General features: G+C 35.2%; 19 protein-coding genes. 16 read left to right on the forward strand and 3 right to left on the reverse strand.

Annotated elements, in window-relative coordinates:
* The first annotated feature begins 136 nt into the window (after positions 1-136).
* From groES to CHELV3228_RS04005, 5 genes are all read left to right on the forward strand, one after another.
* Positions 137-397: a co-chaperone GroES gene (groES, locus tag CHELV3228_RS03985; protein WP_082199628.1), complete on the forward strand. Its 261-nt coding sequence runs from the start codon at positions 137-139 to the stop codon at positions 395-397.
* 10 nt (positions 398-407) lie between these two features.
* Positions 408-2,045: a chaperonin GroEL gene (groL, locus tag CHELV3228_RS03990; RefSeq protein WP_082199629.1), complete on the forward strand. Its 1,638-nt coding sequence runs from the start codon at positions 408-410 to the stop codon at positions 2,043-2,045.
* Between the two features lie 105 nt (positions 2,046-2,150).
* A complete protein-coding gene (gene thiH / locus CHELV3228_RS03995; protein ID WP_082199630.1) occupies positions 2,151-3,284 on the forward strand; it encodes a 2-iminoacetate synthase ThiH in 1,134 nt (377 codons plus the stop codon).
* A complete protein-coding gene (locus CHELV3228_RS04000; RefSeq protein WP_082199631.1) occupies positions 3,274-3,879 on the forward strand; it encodes a thiamine phosphate synthase in 606 nt (201 codons plus the stop codon). The genes thiH and CHELV3228_RS04000 overlap by 11 nt, the downstream gene beginning before the upstream one ends.
* Entirely contained in the window at positions 3,876-4,250 is a 375-nt protein-coding gene (locus CHELV3228_RS04005) for a YbgC/FadM family acyl-CoA thioesterase (RefSeq protein WP_082199632.1), read from the forward strand. Before CHELV3228_RS04000 ends, CHELV3228_RS04005 begins: the two co-directional genes overlap by 4 nt.
* Here the strand turns inward: CHELV3228_RS04005 and CHELV3228_RS04010 are convergent.
* From CHELV3228_RS04010 to CHELV3228_RS04020, 3 genes are read right to left on the reverse strand one after another with little or no spacing between them, the layout of a single operon-like run.
* Positions 4,242-5,438, reverse strand: a complete 1,197-nt coding sequence (locus CHELV3228_RS04010; RefSeq protein WP_082199633.1) for a hypothetical protein — start codon at positions 5,436-5,438, stop codon at positions 4,242-4,244. The genes CHELV3228_RS04005 and CHELV3228_RS04010 overlap by 9 nt on opposite strands.
* Positions 5,435-6,043 (reverse strand): uracil-DNA glycosylase family protein, encoded by a 609-nt coding sequence (locus CHELV3228_RS04015; protein WP_082199634.1) that lies wholly within the window; start codon positions 6,041-6,043, stop codon positions 5,435-5,437. The genes CHELV3228_RS04010 and CHELV3228_RS04015 overlap by 4 nt, the downstream gene beginning before the upstream one ends.
* A complete protein-coding gene (locus CHELV3228_RS04020) occupies positions 6,040-6,519 on the reverse strand; it encodes a GNAT family N-acetyltransferase (protein WP_082199635.1) in 480 nt (159 codons plus the stop codon). The genes CHELV3228_RS04015 and CHELV3228_RS04020 overlap by 4 nt, the downstream gene beginning before the upstream one ends.
* Positions 6,520-6,654: 135 nt before the next feature.
* On the opposite strand from CHELV3228_RS04020, the gene rpmH reads away from it, so the two are divergent.
* The 11 genes from rpmH to CHELV3228_RS04075 are packed head-to-tail and all read left to right on the forward strand — an operon-like array spanning position 6,655 to position 16,095.
* Positions 6,655-6,789, forward strand: a complete 135-nt coding sequence (gene rpmH / locus CHELV3228_RS04025; protein WP_004277342.1) for a 50S ribosomal protein L34 — start codon at positions 6,655-6,657, stop codon at positions 6,787-6,789.
* Positions 6,786-7,109, forward strand: a complete 324-nt coding sequence (rnpA, locus tag CHELV3228_RS04030) for a ribonuclease P protein component (RefSeq protein WP_082199636.1) — start codon at positions 6,786-6,788, stop codon at positions 7,107-7,109. Before rpmH ends, rnpA begins: the two co-directional genes overlap by 4 nt.
* Positions 7,097-7,441, forward strand: coding sequence for a membrane protein insertion efficiency factor YidD (yidD, locus tag CHELV3228_RS04035; RefSeq protein WP_082200746.1), 345 nt, complete (start codon positions 7,097-7,099; stop codon positions 7,439-7,441). Before rnpA ends, yidD begins: the two co-directional genes overlap by 13 nt.
* Positions 7,442-9,055: a membrane protein insertase YidC gene (gene yidC / locus CHELV3228_RS04040; protein ID WP_082199637.1), complete on the forward strand. Its 1,614-nt coding sequence runs from the start codon at positions 7,442-7,444 to the stop codon at positions 9,053-9,055.
* Positions 9,052-9,927, forward strand: coding sequence for a Jag N-terminal domain-containing protein (locus CHELV3228_RS04045; RefSeq protein WP_082199638.1), 876 nt, complete (start codon positions 9,052-9,054; stop codon positions 9,925-9,927). The genes yidC and CHELV3228_RS04045 overlap by 4 nt, the downstream gene beginning before the upstream one ends.
* Positions 9,920-11,248 (forward strand): tRNA uridine-5-carboxymethylaminomethyl(34) synthesis GTPase MnmE, encoded by a 1,329-nt coding sequence (mnmE, locus tag CHELV3228_RS04050; RefSeq protein ID WP_082199639.1) that lies wholly within the window; start codon positions 9,920-9,922, stop codon positions 11,246-11,248. The genes CHELV3228_RS04045 and mnmE overlap by 8 nt, the downstream gene beginning before the upstream one ends.
* A 10-nt stretch (positions 11,249-11,258) precedes the next feature.
* Positions 11,259-13,439, forward strand: a complete 2,181-nt coding sequence (purL, locus tag CHELV3228_RS04055; RefSeq protein WP_082199640.1) for a phosphoribosylformylglycinamidine synthase subunit PurL — start codon at positions 11,259-11,261, stop codon at positions 13,437-13,439.
* Positions 13,436-14,212, forward strand: coding sequence for a tellurite resistance TerB family protein (locus CHELV3228_RS04060; protein WP_082199641.1), 777 nt, complete (start codon positions 13,436-13,438; stop codon positions 14,210-14,212). The genes purL and CHELV3228_RS04060 overlap by 4 nt, the downstream gene beginning before the upstream one ends.
* Positions 14,213-14,214: 2 nt before the next feature.
* Positions 14,215-15,147 carry a D-2-hydroxyacid dehydrogenase gene (locus tag CHELV3228_RS04065; protein WP_082199642.1) on the forward strand — a complete coding sequence of 311 codons (933 nt, stop codon included), beginning with the start codon at positions 14,215-14,217 and terminating at the stop codon, positions 15,145-15,147.
* The gene (locus CHELV3228_RS04070) at positions 15,137-15,628 is read left to right on the forward strand and encodes a YajQ family cyclic di-GMP-binding protein (RefSeq protein ID WP_082199643.1); all 492 of its coding nucleotides are present in this window, start codon (positions 15,137-15,139) and stop codon (positions 15,626-15,628) included. Before CHELV3228_RS04065 ends, CHELV3228_RS04070 begins: the two co-directional genes overlap by 11 nt.
* Positions 15,625-16,095 (forward strand): hypothetical protein, encoded by a 471-nt coding sequence (locus CHELV3228_RS04075; protein ID WP_082199644.1) that lies wholly within the window; start codon positions 15,625-15,627, stop codon positions 16,093-16,095. Before CHELV3228_RS04070 ends, CHELV3228_RS04075 begins: the two co-directional genes overlap by 4 nt.
* Positions 16,096-16,100: the final 5 nt, after the last annotated feature.

The following is a 16,100-nucleotide window of genomic DNA, read 5'->3' on the forward strand; positions in this document are numbered from 1 at the left end:
AAATTAACTTTAGTCAATTTAACTAAAGTTTTATAAATATTTTTACTTAAAGTATTGACAAAATTCATTTTTTTTAGTATGATTTCATCACTCAAAATTAAAGAGTGCTAAAATTCAATTTTTAAGGATGGACAAAATGAACTTTCAACCTTTAGGAAAACGCGTTCTAGTTAAACGAGTTGAAGAAACTAAAACTACGGCTTCAGGTATTATTATACCAGATAATGCTAAAGAAAAACCTTTGATGGGTGAAGTTGTAGCAGTGAGTAAAGAAGTCAGTGATGTAACAAGTGGTGATAAAATCATATTTGCCAAGTATGGTGGCACAGAGATTAAGCTAGATAATGGCGAATATTTGGTTTTGAATTTAGATGATGTTTTGGGAATTTTAAAATAAGGAGTAAAAAATGGCAAAAGAAATTATTTTTTCAGATGAAGCAAGAAACAAGCTTTATGAGGGCGTTAAAAAACTAAATGACGCAGTAAAAGTTACTATGGGACCAAGAGGTAGGAATGTACTAATTCAAAAAAGTTTTGGTGCGCCAAGCATCACAAAAGACGGCGTGAGTGTGGCTAAGGAAGTCGAGCTTAAAGATAGTCTTGAAAATATGGGTGCTTCTTTGGTGCGTGAAGTAGCAAGTAAAACAGCCGACCAAGCAGGCGATGGAACGACTACTGCGACCGTTTTAGCTCACGCTATTTTTAAAGAGGGCTTAAGAAATATCACAGCTGGAGCAAATCCTATCGAGGTTAAAAGAGGTATGGATAAGGCTTGTGAAGCGATTGTTGATGAGCTTAAAAAACTTTCAAGAGAAGTTAAAGATAAAAAAGAAATTGCTCAAGTTGCGACAATTTCAGCAAATTCTGATGAAAAAATCGGTGCTTTAATCGCTGATGCTATGGAGAGAGTTGGAAAAGATGGCGTTATCACTGTGGAAGAGGCTAAATCTATTAATGATGAATTAAATGTTGTTGAGGGTATGCAGTTTGATAGAGGTTATTTAAGCCCTTATTTTATCACTAATGCTGATAAAATGATAGTCGAGCTTTCTAATCCTTACATTTTGCTTTTTGATAAGAAAATTACAAATTTAAAAGACTTATTGCCTATTTTAGAGCAAATTCAAAAAACAGGAAAGCCACTTTTAATCATCGCTGAAGACATTGAAGGTGAGGCTTTGGCAACTTTAGTTGTTAATAAATTAAGAGGCGTTTTAAATATTAGTGCTGTTAAGGCTCCTGGTTTTGGCGATAGAAGAAAAGCTATGCTTGAAGACATTGCTATTTTAACAGGGGGCGAGGTGATAGCAGAAGAGCTTGGAAGAACACTTGAAAGTGCAAGTATAGAAGATTTGGGACAAGCTTCTAGCGTGATTATCGATAAAGATAACACAACTATCGTTAATGGTGCTGGAGATAAGGCAAACATTGACGCAAGGGTTAATCAAATCAAAGCACAAATTGCTGAAACTACAAGTGATTATGATAGAGAAAAACTTCAAGAAAGACTTGCTAAATTAAGTGGCGGTGTGGCTCTTATTAAAGTAGGTGCAGCGACTGAAACTGAAATGAAAGAGAAAAAAGACCGCGTTGATGATGCTTTAAGTGCGACTAAAGCAGCTGTTGAAGAAGGCATTGTCATAGGTGGTGGAGCTGCTCTTATCAAAGCTAAGTCTAAAATCAAACTTAATTTAGAGGGTGATGAAGCTATAGGTGCGGCTATCGTTGAGAGAGCATTAAGAGCGCCTTTAAGACAAATCGCAGAAAACGCAGGTTTTGACGCTGGTGTGGTTGTTAATAGCGTAGAAAGCTCAAGCGATGAAAACGCAGGTTTTGACGCTGCTAAGGGTGAGTATGTCGATATGTTTAAAGCTGGGATTATCGACCCTGTAAAAGTTGAAAGAATTGCCTTGCTTAACGCTGTTTCGGTAGCCTCTATGCTTTTAACGACTGAAGCAACTATCAGTGAGATTAAAGAAGATAAACCTGCAATGCCTGATATGGGTGCGATGGGCGGTATGGGAGGAATGGGCGGTATGATGTAAGCCTCCCCATTTTAGCTTTTTGCCCTCTTTTTAGGGGGCAAATTCTCTTATTTAAATTCTACTAACTCTTCTTTGTTAAAATCCTTAAAAATCAAAAGGAATTTTATGGATTATCTTCCCCATATGCAAATGATTCAAAGCGATATTTTAGATAAAATTTCACAGGAATTACACTCTTATGATGCGACGAAATATAAAGCAAGTGATGTGAAAGAGGCTTTAAATTCTTCTCATCTTAGTATAGAGCATTTAAAAGCACTTTTAAGCACGGCTGCGGAGGAATTTATAGAGGATTTGGCATATAAGGCTTCGAAGATAAAATTAAAATATTTTGGCAATAATATCGCTTTATTTACCCCCCTTTATCTATCAAATTTTTGTAATTCAAAATGCGTTTATTGTGGTTTTCAAAAGGGAAATAAAATTGCAAGGGCGAAGTTGAGTGAAGATGAAATTCGTGCCGAAATGCAAGCGATAGCTAAGAGTGGTTTGCAAGAGATTTTAATGCTAACGGGTGAGGGAAGAGAATTTGCAAGTGTGGAATACATCGCTAAGGCGTGTGAAATGGCAAGGGAATATTTTAAGGTTGTGGGGGTTGAAATTTACCCTATGAATGTTGATGAATATGCCATTTTGCATAAGAGCGGATGTGATTATGTAACGATTTTTCAAGAAACCTATAATGAACTTAAATATTCTAAAATTCATTTAGCTGGAGAAAAAAGCGTTTTTAAATACCGATTTTTCGGGCAAGAAAGAGCCTTAATGGCTGGTATGAGGGGGGTAGCTTTTGGTGCTTTACTTGGGATTGATGATTTTAGAAAAGACGCTTTAGCTTGTGCGCTTCACGCTTATTTTTTACAGCAAAAATACCCTCACGCAGAATTTTCTCTTTCTATCCCGCGTTTAAGACCTATCATTAACAATGCTAAAATCAGCCCAAAAGATGTGAGCGAGAAAAGACTTTTGCAGGTTTTGTGTGCTTATAGACTTTTTTTGCCTTTTGCTCACATTAGCCTTTCAAGTCGCGAAAGAAAAGGTTTTAGAGATGAGGCTGTTAAGCTTGGTGTGAGTAAAATGAGTGCGGGTGTGAGTGTGGGTATAGGTGAACATTCTGGCGCAAAAAAAGGCGATGAGCAGTTTGAAATTTCGGATGGTAGAAGTGTGGAGATGATTATGCTTAAGCTTAAAGAATTAAAACTTCAGCCCGTGATGAGCGATAGCATTTATGTGGGATAAAAAAATTATCGCTATAAGCGATAGGACCTTGGTGCAAGATGATTTTTTGATACAAGTTGAAAAATTAGCAAAAGCGGGTATCGATGCTTTTGTGCTTAGGGAGAAGGATTTAAGTGAGTATGAGTATTATGATTTGGCCAAGGAGGTTTTAAACATTTGTGCAAGATATAAAACGATTTGTTTTTTGCATTATTATGAAAAACAGGCTTTAAAGCTTGGACACAAATATTTTCAAGCCCCCATTGCCCTACTTAGAAAAGAGCCTAATTTATCAAAGTATTTTCACATTTTAGGCACTTCTATCCATAGCAAGGAGGAGCTTTTAGAAGCGATAAATTATAAGGCAAATCACGCTTTTGTGGGGCATATTTTTAACACTTCTTGCAAGACAAATTTAGGACCTCGTGGGATTGAATTTTTAAAAAATGTTTTGCAATTTAGTCGAATTCCGCTTTATGCCATAGGTGGGATAAATGCTGAAAATATCGCTTCTTTTAAGGGTATTAATGTGGCTGGGGTGTGTATGCGGGAGGCATTGATGTGCGAGAAAAATCCTAAAAAATATTTAACTTTATGCAAAAAGGAATTAGTGTGAAAATAAGGGTTTATTATGAGGATACGGATGCTGGTGGAGTAGTGTATCATAGCAATTATTTGAAATTTTGTGAAAGGGCTAGAAGTGAGCTTTTTTTTAGAAAAAATGCGGAGATTTTTGACGCGAAAAAAGGGCATTTTTTACTCACTCGTGCAAATTGTGCTTTTTTAAAACCTGCCAAACTTGGGGATATGGTGGAGGTTAAAACTAAGGTTTTAAATTTCAAAAAGGCCTCACTTGTGATAGAGCAAGAAATTTTGAAAGAAAATGAACTTTTATTTAGGGGAGAATTTACCCTTGCTTTTGTGAAAGATTTAAAACCAGCAAGGATTAGCGAAGAGCTTAAAGGGCTTTTTGAAGAATTATTCTAATTCTTCAAAATTTCCCGCTTTGCCTTGCATTAGGCGGATGTTGTAGATAAATTGTGAATTTTCTAAATTTTCTTCAAAAATTCTTTCACTTTTTGTGTTTAAAAAACTTGTATAAAAATAATCAAGCCCAACGCTAGTCGCATACGCAACCCAGTTATAATCTAAATTTTGCGCAAACATTTCATTAAGATAGCTCAAATCCTCATCATTTTTATCGATAGAATTTGCAATGATAAATTTTTGCCTATCGCCTTCTTGAGTGAGGCTTAAAAAGGCTGGATTATAATTAAGTTGCGTGGAAAGTAGGGTGTGAGCGCGGATATTATGCGCACGAATTTGAGAGCTTAAAAGAGCGGTTTTGATAAGAGATGTGTTAAAGAAAATGGAAGCACCTCTCAACCCCCTTAAAGTCCTCGCAAAATCAACTTTTTCATCGGCTATTTTATAAATTATAGCATTAGAATCTTGAGCTTTTATTTTGGCATTTAGCTCGTTTGAAAGCGCACCGCTATCGCTTAAGATAGCGTTTAAGCCGTTAGATTTTTCAAGTAGTTTTTGAATTTGTGCGTCATAATCTATACTGCCAAAATAAATATTTTCGTTATTAACTTGAGAGTTATTTTTATGTGCGGTTGGGATAAAAATTTTCACATCGCCTTGATAATTTTCCAAAGCTTTTACGCCTTTGTTGGTAAAGCCCGCGATAGCGAATTTATAGCCTTGTGAGCTGATTTTATGCAGTGCTTCTTCTATTTTCTGCGCTTCTTCTGTGCCGATTAAAAAAACTTCGACCTTAATTTCCGCCCTTTGTTTTAAAAGATAGGCTATGCTTGAGTTGATGATGATGTTAGAATAATTTTTGATGGTTTTTTCAGGTATGATAAGAGCGAGTTTTACGGAAATAGCGTTCTTGTCATCAACTTTTTGAAGATTTTTTTCAAAATCCGTAATGGAATTTAAAAGCTTAGCGTAAATGTTGGATAAGACTTGGTTTTTATTTTCTACGAATTCGCTTAAAAAACTAAGATACATTTTTTCTTCTAAAAGTTTTAACAAACAAGTTTCGTTACAGGTTTTATTTTCTAAATTTACATAACTTTCCTCAGGGGGAGTAAAGTCTAAAAGCTCTTGTTTTTTCGCTTGCGCTAGACTAAAAAGTAAAGCGAGGCATAAAAATATTTTTTTCATAAAAGTCCTTTTATCTTCTTTAAATCTTTGAAAAATTCCTCTTTGAAACTAGGGTTTCTCTCTAAAAATTCTCCATCAAAACTTGCCAAAATGAAAAAATTTTCATAAGCAAAAAGCTCACCTCTAAGGGTTTTAAAATCCTTAAAACCCAAAGATTTTAAGGCGTATTCTCCCAAACAAAGAAGAATTTTTGGCTTGATGAGTTTGATTTCATTTAGCAAAAAAGGCAAACAAGAATGCAAAGCAAAGTCATCATTTTTATTTGCACTAAAACATTTGAAAATATAAGAAAAATAAAATTCATCTCTGCTTAAATTGAGAATTTTTTCTATGGAATTGACTAAAAATTCTCCCTTTTTTGATTGCAGTAAAATTCCATTTTCATTTTCATTTTTTGATGCGTGAGTATCTAAAATAAAGAGTTTGCAAGACTTTAGCCTTTCTTCCATTAGGATTTTTCTACGCGTTTTGGAAAAATTACAAAGTGTGCAAACGCTAACTTTGTTTCTTAGAGTTTTAAAGTCGTCTATGGTGTTTATTTTGGAGATATTTTGAGGGCTGAAATGATAGCCCATAGCCTTAAGATAATGCAAAGAGCGTATCATAAATCGTTAAGTTTAGTTAAATTTTGTCCATCTAAGCGGTAGGTGCGTATGCTTTTTAGATGTGTTGCGCCAAGCTTTTCATAAAAGGATATGCCCGGTAGATTGTCATTAAGGCAAACCCAAGAAAGCATAGGAATTTTTTCTTTTTGAGAAAGTTCTCCAATGAATTTAAAAACTTTGCTTCCGTAACCTTTTTTACGAAATTTTTCTCTTATATAAATGTCTTCTATATAAATTCCTCTTTCGCCCAAGAAAGAAGAGATGGTGTAAAAAAATATCAAGTAGCCTATAATTTTTTCATCTTCTCTTAAAATAAAAGCTTTTGCGTGTTCATTTTCTAAGAATAAATTTGAAAGTTTCAACTCATCACACTTAAGATAGTCTAGTTTTTTTTCATACTCTGCAAATTCTTTCAGCATAGTTAAAAGTTCGCTCAAATCTTCTTTTTTAAGAGCTTTGATTGTGAAATGGTGCATTTTTAACCTCTTTTTTGGAATTTTGAAAAGGCTAAATTTAGCAAAAGAACTTAAAAATTACTCTTAATTAAAAGATTTTATAAGTAAATTTAGATTATAATTCACGCTCAAAATTTATTTCTTGAAGGAAAAGTGATGAAAAGAACTTATCAACCACATAAAACTCCTAAAAAACGCACTCACGGCTTTCGTGTGCGTATGAAAACAAAAAACGGACGCAAAGTAATCAACGCAAGACGCGCTAAGGGAAGAAAAAGACTTGCTGTGTGAAATTTTCTAAATTTGAAAATACTGCGGAATTTACAGCAGTTTATAAGTCTGGCAAAAAGTGGTTTTGCGATGGACTTATCCTTTTTTATCTTCCAGCAAGTGAGAGAAAAAGGGCTGTTGTTGCAAGTAAGAAAGTTGGGAAAGCGGTAGTGAGAAATCGAGCCAAGCGTGTTTTAAGAGCTTTATTTGCAAGGGTTGAAAATGAGCTTGAGAGCGGTAAGTATGTGCTTGTGGCGAAAACGGATTTTGAAGAGTTTTCCTTTTTAAAATTAGAAAAAAGTCTCAAATGGGGTTTAAAAAAAATACAATGTTTAAGATAGCATTTTTGACTTCCTTACGCTTTTATCAAAGGTTTTTAAGTCCCCTAAAACCCCCTGTTTGTAGGTATTATCCAAGTTGCTCGGAGTATGCTTTTTGGCAGTTTGAAAAAAATAATGCTTTTTTTGCCTTTTTTTTAACTTCTTTTAGAATTTTAAGGTGCAATCCTCTTTTTCGAGGTGGTTTTGACTATCCTAGAGTTTTTAAGGTTTTTAAAGGTGGCACTTTATGCTTCAAACCCAAATTTTTGGCACAAAAAAAACTAAATTTTTTATACATACCTTGTGAGGATAAAGGCTTTTATCTTGTAAAAATCATTTTTAAAGGAAATTAAGTGAATCACTCAAATAACAATAATATTTTTCAGCAAAAACGCATTTTGTTGGCGGTTGTGCTTTCTTTTATCTTTTTTGTAGCTTATGATTATTTTTTCTTACCAAAGCCAAATTTAAGCGAACAAAATACTACGCAAAATAATATAACAACAGCTCAAAATTTAAGTGCTAATGCTGCACCAGAGCTTAAAACAAATTCGCTCAATCCTACACAAACAAATGTAGAAATAAGTAGTTTAAAGAGTGGAGTTTTAGCAAGTGTAGAAAGTAAGCACTTTAAAGCGGAAATTGATTCTCTTGGACGCGTTTTTAGTTTTTATCTTAAGGATAAAAAGTATCAAAATGAGGATAAAACCCCTATCAATCTCATTAGCAAAGAGCAAAATCCTCGCCCTTTAGAACTGCGTTTTTCAAATAATACTATCAACGAAGAGGCTTTTAAGACAAATTATAATGCCAACACAAACGAGCTTATCCTTGATACAAATGAGAGTAAAAAACTTGTTTTAACACAAAATTTATCAAATTTAAAAGTGGAAAAAATTATTACTTTCCATCCAGAAGGGCATTATGAGGTCGAAGTTAAATTAAGTCAAAATACTCCATTTTTTATTACTCCCGGTTTTAGACCTAGTATAGCCGTTGATTCTTATACGGTGCACGGAGCTTTAGTTTTGGATACTGAGGATACTATCCATACCTTTGAAGATGGGGACATGGATATGGAGGAGCGTATAGATAAGGCTTTTATCGCTTCGGCTTTTGATAGGTATTATGCAAACTTTTTTTACAATTTTGACAAGCCTTTAAATATCACAATTTCAAAAGATGCTAAGGATAATCCTATTGTATTTGCCTATGCAGATAAGGAATTTAAAGCGGGTGGTTATATAGGGGCTAAGGAACACGAAGCTTTAAGGGCTATCGATGAGAGACTTGAAAATGTCGTAGAATTTGGCTGGTTTACTTTCGTCGCTAAACCTATGTATCAAGGACTTGATTTTTTATTTAAGCACATTGGAAATTGGGGGTGGGCTATTGTGGTTTTGACTTTGATAGTGCGGGTGATTTTATTCCCTCTTACTTATAAGTCTATGATTTCTATGAATAAGCTTAAAGATTTGGCACCTAAGATGAAGGATATTAAGGAGCGTTACAAGGGCGACCCTCAAAAGATGAATATACATATGATGGAGCTTTATAAAAAGCACGGTGCGAATCCTATGAGCGGGTGTTTGCCTATACTTTTACAAATTCCTATTTTCTTTGCGATTTACCGCGTTTTGTTTAATGCGATTGAATTAAAAGACGCGCCTTGGGCATTTTGGATACACGATTTATCGGCGATGGACCCTTATTTTATTTTGCCGATTTTAATGGGTGCAACGATGTTTTTACAGCAACTCATCACCCCTATGACGATACAAGACCCATTGCAAGCTAAGATTATGAAATTTTTACCTGTGATATTTACGATATTTTTTATCACTTTCCCTGCGGGACTTACGCTTTATTGGTTTGTCAATAATGTTTGTTCTTTAATCCAACAATGGATAATTAATAAAATGTTTGAAAAAGAACACCACAAAAGAGAAAGTGAGAAAGCAAAATGAGGGTAGAAGCTAAAGATTTGCAAAGTGCTTTAACTGAAGCTTCAATTAAGCTTGAATGCTCTGTTGTGGATTTAGAATATACCATTTTGCAACATCATAAAAACGGCTTTTTGGGTTTTGGGCGTAAGAGTGCTATTATAGAGGTTGAGGCGAAAAGATATAAGAAAAAAGCTTTTAAGAAAGAAAATAAGTCGTATTTTAAAACCGAAGAAAAGCCTAAAACCGATAAATTTGAAAAAATGGAATTTGAAAATAGGCAAAGTGAGCTTAAGTCTAGCAAAAAAATAAGCGAGGAAAATGCTCTTAAAAGCGAGATGAAAGCCGAACCGATTAAGAAAGAAAAATATGTCGTAAAAAGTGATGCGATTTTTGATAGTTTTCATAAAGAGGTTGATACAAATCGCGATAGTCAAGATATTTTAGATGAGATAAAAATTCAGTTAGAAAGGCTTTTAAAAGCTTCTTGTTTTAAAATTTCTGTGAGTGAAATTAAAATGTATGATGAAAATTGCATTTTTATCCGTTTAGATGGTGAGGATGCTGCTTTAATGATAGGCAAAGAGGCGCACCGCTATAAGGCGATTTCTTATCTTTTGCATAATTGGATTAATCTAAAATATAATCTTTTGGTGCGTCTTGAAATTGCGCAGTTTTTAGAAAAGCAAATTCAAGGAATGCAGTTTTATTTACAAGGTGTAGCGGAAAAAATTAAACAAAGTGGAAGAGGGCAAACGAAGCCACTTGATGGGGTTTTAATTAAAATTGCTTTGGAAGAATTGAGAGTGATGTTTCCTAACAAATATGTAGGCATTAAACAAAATGGCGAACAGCGTTTTGTTGTGGTTAATGATTTTGTGAAAAAAGATGAATGAAACCATAGCTGCTATTGCAACAGCTTACGGCACAGGCTCTATTTCTATTGTGAGAGTGAGCGGAGATAGGGCTTTAGAGCTTGGTTTAAAATTATCTCGTAAAAAAGAGTTAAGTCCGCGTTATGCGTATTTTGTCAAGCTTTTTAATGGCGAAAATGAGTTTATCGATGAGGCGATTATGCTCTATTTTAAGGCGCCTTTTAGTTTTACGGGTGAAGATGTGGTGGAATTTCAAATTCACGGCGGTTTTAGCGTGAGTGAAATTTTGCTAGAAGAATTGCTAAAAAATGGCGTCAAATTAGCTAAAGCTGGGGAATTTAGCAAAAGAGCCTGTTTAAATGGTAAAATGAGTGCGTTAAAGGCTTTAAACATACAGGATTTAATCAATGCAAAATCCGCAAGAGCTGCTAAAATCATCGCTAGAAATATGCAAGGAAGTTTGGCAGAACTCATAGAAAAAATTCGGCTTGATTTGGTTAAAAGCTTGGCTTTTGTTGAGACGAGTATCGATTATGCAGACGATGATTTACCAAGTGATTTAATGGCACAAATTAACACGATGTGTGAGGAAAATGCGAGAATTTTGGAAGAAATTTATACTCTTTCTCAAAGCAAAAAAGCCCTTTTAGAGGGCTTTAAAATCGCCATTGTAGGAAAGCCAAATGCGGGTAAATCTTCACTTTTAAACGCTCTTTTGGCTTATGAAAGAGCCATAGTTTCGCCTTTGGCGGGAACAACAAGGGATTTTATAGAAGAAAGCTTTAAAATAGGCACTCATTTAGTTAGAATTATCGATACTGCTGGCATTAGGAAAAGTGAAGAGGAAATCGAAAAAATAGGCATAGAATTAAGTAAAAAAAGTTTGAATGAGGCTGACATTATCCTTGCGGTTTTCGATTCTTCCAAAGAATTTAATGAAGAAGATGAAGAGATTTTGAAGCTTTTGAAAAATTGTGATAAGAAAATTTTTTATCTTTTAAATAAATGTGATTTGGAGTTTAAATTTAAAGAGCCTCAGGGGATTGATTTTTTAAAAATTAGTGCAAAAGAGGACATTACTCTTTTAAAAAAGACTTTAGAGACTTATTTAAATAGCCTAGATAGCGAGGGTTTTTTGGTAAGCTCACTTGATTTTATCCACTCTTGTAAAAAGGCTAGTGAAGCCATACAAAGGGCAAAAACGCTTTTAGATGAGAGAGTTTTGGAGCTTTTTGCTTTTGAGCTTAATGTAGCCATAGAAGAACTTGCAAAATTTACCAAAGATTTCAAAAGAGAAGAAATTTTAGATGAAATGTTTGGTAATTTTTGCTTAGGAAAATAAAGGATACAAAATGGATAAAGAAACGATAAAAGCACATAAAATCAGCGATGAAGAGTATGCTGAAATTTTAAATATCTTGGGTAGGGAGCCAAATTTACTTGAGCTTGGTGTAATTTCTGCGATGTGGAGTGAGCATTGCTCTTATAAGTCAAGTAAAAAATACCTTAATGGCTTTCCCACAAAAGCACCTTGGGTGATACAGGGACCGGGAGAAAATGCAGGTGTGATTGACATAGGCGGTGGTATGGCTGCTGTTTTTAAGGTAGAAAGTCATAATCACCCAAGTTTTATCGAGCCTTTTGCTGGTGCTGCAACAGGTGTGGGGGGGATATTAAGAGATGTTTTTACTATGGGAGCTAGGGTTGTTGCGGGGCTAAATTCTTTAAAATTTGGCGATATTAGAGATGAAAAGGTTGCCAAACATCAAAAATATCTTGTAAAAGGTGTGGTGAGTGGAATTTCTCATTATGGAAATTGTATGGGTGTGCCAACAATCGGTGGAGAATGTGCTTTTGAACCTTGCTTTAATGGTAATATTTTAGTCAATGCCTTTGCGCTTGGAATTTGTAAAATAGAGGATATTTTTTACGCTAAAGCGGAGGGCGTGGGAAATCCTGTCATTTATGTGGGCTCAAAAACGGGACGCGATGGACTTGGTGGAGCGGTGATGAGTTCTTCTGGTTTTAGTGAAGAGAGTAAAAAGCTACGCCCAACTGTGCAAATTGGCGACCCTTTCAGTGAAAAACTTTTAATGGAAGCTTGTTTGGAGCTTTTTAAAGAGGATTATATCGTAGGCATACAGGATATGGGTGCAGCAGGGCTTACTTCAAGTAGCTTTGAAATGGCTGGGCGTAGTAGAAGTGGAATGAGGCTTTATTTAGACAAAACGCCTATGCGTGAAGAAGGTATGAATCCTTATGAATTAATGCTAAGTGAAAGTCAAGAAAGAATGCTTATTTGTGCCAAGAAAGGCTATGAGGATAAGGTTATAGAAATTTTTAAAAAATGGGAACTTGACGCTGTGGTGATGGGCGAGGTTACAGATACTGGTTTGATGGAGCTTTTTTGGCATAATGAAAGAGTGGGGCTTATCCCTATCGAGCCTTTGAGTGAGAAAGCTCCTATTTTAGATAGGGCTGTGAGAAAGCCTTACTATTTGGAGGAGATTAAAGAGTATCGGTTTAAATTAAAGCTTTCCGCAAATGCGCTTTTTAAGCAAATGCTAAGTAATGAATGTGTGAATGATAAGGCTTTCATTTACGAGCAATTTGACTCAAGTGTAGGGACAAATACCCTAAAAACTGACGGCGCTTTGGGTGCGAGTGTGCTAAGAGTTAAAGAAAATGGTGCGGCTTTAGCTATGGCTATGGAATGTAATTCTAGGCTTAATTATATTAATCCCAAAGAGGGTGCGGCTATGGCTGTGGCAACTGTGGGGAGAAAGATAGCTTGTGCTGGGGCTAGGGCTTTGGCGGTAAGTGATTGTCTAAATTATGGTAATCCGCAAAATCCCGAAGTAATGTGGCAGTTTGCACAGGGTTGCGAGGGGATAAAAGAAGCTTGTAGGGCTTTAAATACACCTGTGGTAAGTGGTAATGTTTCTTTATATAATGAAACGGACGGCGTTAGCATTTATCCAAGTCCTACCATAGTGGGCGTGGGACTACAAAAGGACGCAAATTTAACCCTTAAAGCTAGGATAGAAAAAGAAAATACCGCTCTTTATCTTTTAGGTGAGAGTTTTGGAGAATTTGGGGCGTCTTTGGCGATGAAAGTGCAAGATGAAAAAGTAGCTGGAAATATGAGAGGGGTGGATTATGAAGCAGAGCTTGCGCTTTGGAATTTGCTTTTAAGTGCAAATAAAAAGGGGCTTTTAGAGTGTGCAAACAGCGTGGGCGTTGGTGGCGTGGCTTTGAGTGTAGCGAAAATGGTCGCTATTTCTTGTGTGGGTGTTGATTTAAAAAGCGAATTTAAAGATGAAGCGTGGCTTTTTGATGAGAGTGCTTCAAGGGCTATTGTGGGTGTAAGTGATGAAGAAGCATTTTTAAATTTAGCAAAAGAATGTGGCGTGAAAGCTTTTAGATTAGGGTTTAGCACGAAAGAGGAGCGTTTTATTTTAGATTCCATTAATTTAAGCTGTGAAGAGCTTAAAAAATTGTATTTTGAGAGTTTTAAAGAGCAAATGTTATGAGTGGAATTCTTCTTGTTGTTTTAGTGGCTTTGGTTTTTTATTTGTATTATAAAAAATGGGGCAAAAGCGAATTTTTAAATTCGGCAAGTCGTGGAGCTAAAGGTTTTGCAAGAGGATTTGCAAGTGGAGTAATGCAAGAGAGGGCTGAAGAGCTTAAAAGGCGTATGAACTACTATGTTATCGCTCTTTTGGCAAAGATTGCTAAAAGCGATGGTAGGGTCAGCCAAAAAGAAGCCGAGATGATAAGTGAGCTTTTGGACGCAAATGCAAAAGGTGAAAAAGAAAGAGCCTTTTTAAAGGCAAGTTTTAATGAGCATAAGGAAAATTTAGACGATGTTTTTGAAGTGGCGAAAGATTTTTTAAAAGAAGTTCCGCTTCCTAAAAATGAGCGGTTAAATGTGCTTAGAGTGCTTGTTTTTATGGCTTTGATTGACGGGGAATTTAATGCTAAAAAAAGAGAGCTTTTAGAGCAAATCGCAAGAGCTTTTAATATAGCAAAAATGGAGCTTGACGCTTTTATAGAAAATCTTTCACGTCTTAAAAGTCCTAAAAAAGAGCTAAGTGAAAATGAGGCTTATGAGCTTTTGGGATTAAGCATTGGGGCGAATTTGAGCGAGGTAAAAAAACAATATAGAATCCTAGCTAAAAAATATCACCCAGATATCCTAAACGCTAATAATGTCAGCGAAGAAGAGCTTAAAATGGGCGTAGAGAAGTTTCAAAAGATTAATGAGGCTTATGAGCTTTTGAAAAAGAAATTAAATAAGGAGTAAAAATGAAAATCGTATGTTTAGACTCTGCGACTTTGGGCGGGGCGGATTTAAGTCAGTTTAATGAATTTGGAGAATTTATAAGCTATGAAACCACGCCAAAAGACAAGGTGGTCGAAAGGCTTAAGGGTGCAGATGTGGCTATGGTGAATAAGGTCGTTTTAGATGAAAATGTACTTCAAAATACAAATTTAAAACTCATTTTAGAAACTGCCACTGGGGTTAATAATATCGCTGTTGAGTATGCCAAAGAAAAAAACATTATCGTTAAAAATGTCGCTGGATATTCGACTAAGAGCGTGGTGCAGCATACTTTTGCATTGATGTTTGCTTTTTTAAACCAAACGACATTTTATAATGGCTGGGTAAAAAATGGCAAGTGGTGTGAGAGTGAAATTTTCACAGATTTTACGCAAATGCTTAGCGATTTAAATGGTAAAAAACACGGCATTATAGGGCTTGGAACGATAGGTAAAGAAGTGGCTAGAATTTCTAGTGCTTTTGGCTCAAAGGTATGTTATTACTCTACAAGTGGGGCAAATAATGACGCAAGTTATGAAAAAATAAGCCTTGAAGAGCTTTTGAAAACTTGTGATATTATCAGCATTCACGCACCTTTAAATGAAAAAACGAAAAATTTAATTTCTTATAAAGAGCTTACTTTGCTTAAAGATGAGGCGATTTTGATTAATGTAGGGCGTGGAGGAATTATTAATGAGCAAGATTTGGCAAAAGTTTTAGATGAGAGGAATTTTAGGGTTGGGCTTGATGTTTTAGAAAATGAACCTATGCTTAAAAATCATCCTCTTTTAAGTGTGAAAAATAAAAATAATCTTTTAATCACTCCGCACATCGCTTGGGCGAGTAAAGAGAGCTTAAAGACTTTGGTGCAAAAGGTTTATGAAAATTTGAAAGAGTGGGTGGAAAATGGCAAGTGAGCATAGTTTTGATATTAGTGGGGCGGTTGATTGTGGAGAGCTAAAAAATGCTCTAGAGCAAGCAAAAAAAGAGCTTGAAAGCAGGTATGATTTAAAGGGCGTGAAGAGTGAGCTGGAATTTAATGAAAAAGAAAGCGTGTTTAAACTTCTATGCTCAAGTGAGGCAAAACTCGATGTTTTAAAGGACATTGTCATTTCAAAGCTGATAAAAAGGGGGATAAATCCTAAAGGCATTAAGGAGCTTTCGCGTGAGAGCGGGGCTGTTTTTAAGCTAAATTTAAAGGTAAATGATACCATAGATAGTGAAAATGCAAAGAAGATTAATAAGGCGATTAAGGATAGTAAGCTTAAGGTTAGCTCTCAAATTAGAGGCGAGGAAGTGCGTGTGAGCGCAAAGCAAATCGATGATTTGCAAGCGGTAATGAAGCTTGTAAAAGAGCTTGATTTAGAGCTTAATCTTAGTTTTAAAAATTTAAAATGAAATATTTTTTTAGCCTTTTGTGTGCGTTGTTTTTGTGTGCTTGTGCTGTGAAAAATGAAAGTCAAAAAGCACAAAGTATGCAGGTTTTAATCACTTCTTCTAGCTTTAAAATCAATGAGGTTGGCTTTTTAAAAAGTGAAAACTCCACACTTTCTTTAGAGCTTTACAAATTTGCAAAGCCCTTTTTTAAGCTCAATATTAAGAAAAAAATTTGTCTTAATGGGGTTTGCTATGCAAAAAAAGAGTTTAATCAAAAATATTTGCAAAATGTTTATTATGATGATTTTTTGCGAGATATTTTGGAGGCAAAACCACTTTTTAAAGCTAAAAATTTAACACATAATTCCTGCGGTTTCACTCAAGAATTACACCATAAAGATAGCGTGATAAAATATGAAGTGTGTGAAGGAAAGCTTCATTTTAAGGACGAAATTTCCGGTCTTAAGATAATAATAAGACGTTTTTAGGGGAC

The sequence above is a fragment of the Campylobacter helveticus genome (genome assembly GCF_002080395.1).
Taxonomy (GTDB): Bacteria; Campylobacterota; Campylobacteria; order Campylobacterales; family Campylobacteraceae; genus Campylobacter_D; species Campylobacter_D helveticus.

Excerpts from the sequence above, each read along its gene's own strand:
- groES (WP_082199628.1), top strand. The coding sequence starts at position 137 with ATGAACTTTCAACCTTTAGGAAAACGCGTTCTAGTTAAACGAGTTGAA.
- groL (WP_082199629.1), top strand. The coding sequence starts at position 408 with ATGGCAAAAGAAATTATTTTTTCAGATGAAGCAAGAAACAAGCTTTAT.
- thiH (WP_082199630.1), top strand. The coding sequence starts at position 2,151 with ATGGATTATCTTCCCCATATGCAAATGATTCAAAGCGATATTTTAGAT.
- CHELV3228_RS04000 (WP_082199631.1), top strand. The coding sequence starts at position 3,274 with ATGTGGGATAAAAAAATTATCGCTATAAGCGATAGGACCTTGGTGCAA.
- CHELV3228_RS04010 (WP_082199633.1), bottom strand. The coding sequence starts at position 5,438 with ATGAAAAAAATATTTTTATGCCTCGCTTTACTTTTTAGTCTAGCGCAA.
- CHELV3228_RS04015 (WP_082199634.1), bottom strand. The coding sequence starts at position 6,043 with ATGATACGCTCTTTGCATTATCTTAAGGCTATGGGCTATCATTTCAGC.
- CHELV3228_RS04020 (WP_082199635.1), bottom strand. The coding sequence starts at position 6,519 with ATGCACCATTTCACAATCAAAGCTCTTAAAAAAGAAGATTTGAGCGAA.
- rpmH (WP_004277342.1), top strand. The coding sequence starts at position 6,655 with ATGAAAAGAACTTATCAACCACATAAAACTCCTAAAAAACGCACTCAC.
- yidD (WP_082200746.1), top strand. The coding sequence starts at position 7,097 with ATGTTTAAGATAGCATTTTTGACTTCCTTACGCTTTTATCAAAGGTTT.
- CHELV3228_RS04045 (WP_082199638.1), top strand. The coding sequence starts at position 9,052 with ATGAGGGTAGAAGCTAAAGATTTGCAAAGTGCTTTAACTGAAGCTTCA.
- mnmE (WP_082199639.1), top strand. The coding sequence starts at position 9,920 with ATGAATGAAACCATAGCTGCTATTGCAACAGCTTACGGCACAGGCTCT.
- purL (WP_082199640.1), top strand. The coding sequence starts at position 11,259 with ATGGATAAAGAAACGATAAAAGCACATAAAATCAGCGATGAAGAGTAT.
- CHELV3228_RS04060 (WP_082199641.1), top strand. The coding sequence starts at position 13,436 with ATGAGTGGAATTCTTCTTGTTGTTTTAGTGGCTTTGGTTTTTTATTTG.
- CHELV3228_RS04065 (WP_082199642.1), top strand. The coding sequence starts at position 14,215 with ATGAAAATCGTATGTTTAGACTCTGCGACTTTGGGCGGGGCGGATTTA.
- CHELV3228_RS04070 (WP_082199643.1), top strand. The coding sequence starts at position 15,137 with ATGGCAAGTGAGCATAGTTTTGATATTAGTGGGGCGGTTGATTGTGGA.
- CHELV3228_RS04075 (WP_082199644.1), top strand. The coding sequence starts at position 15,625 with ATGAAATATTTTTTTAGCCTTTTGTGTGCGTTGTTTTTGTGTGCTTGT.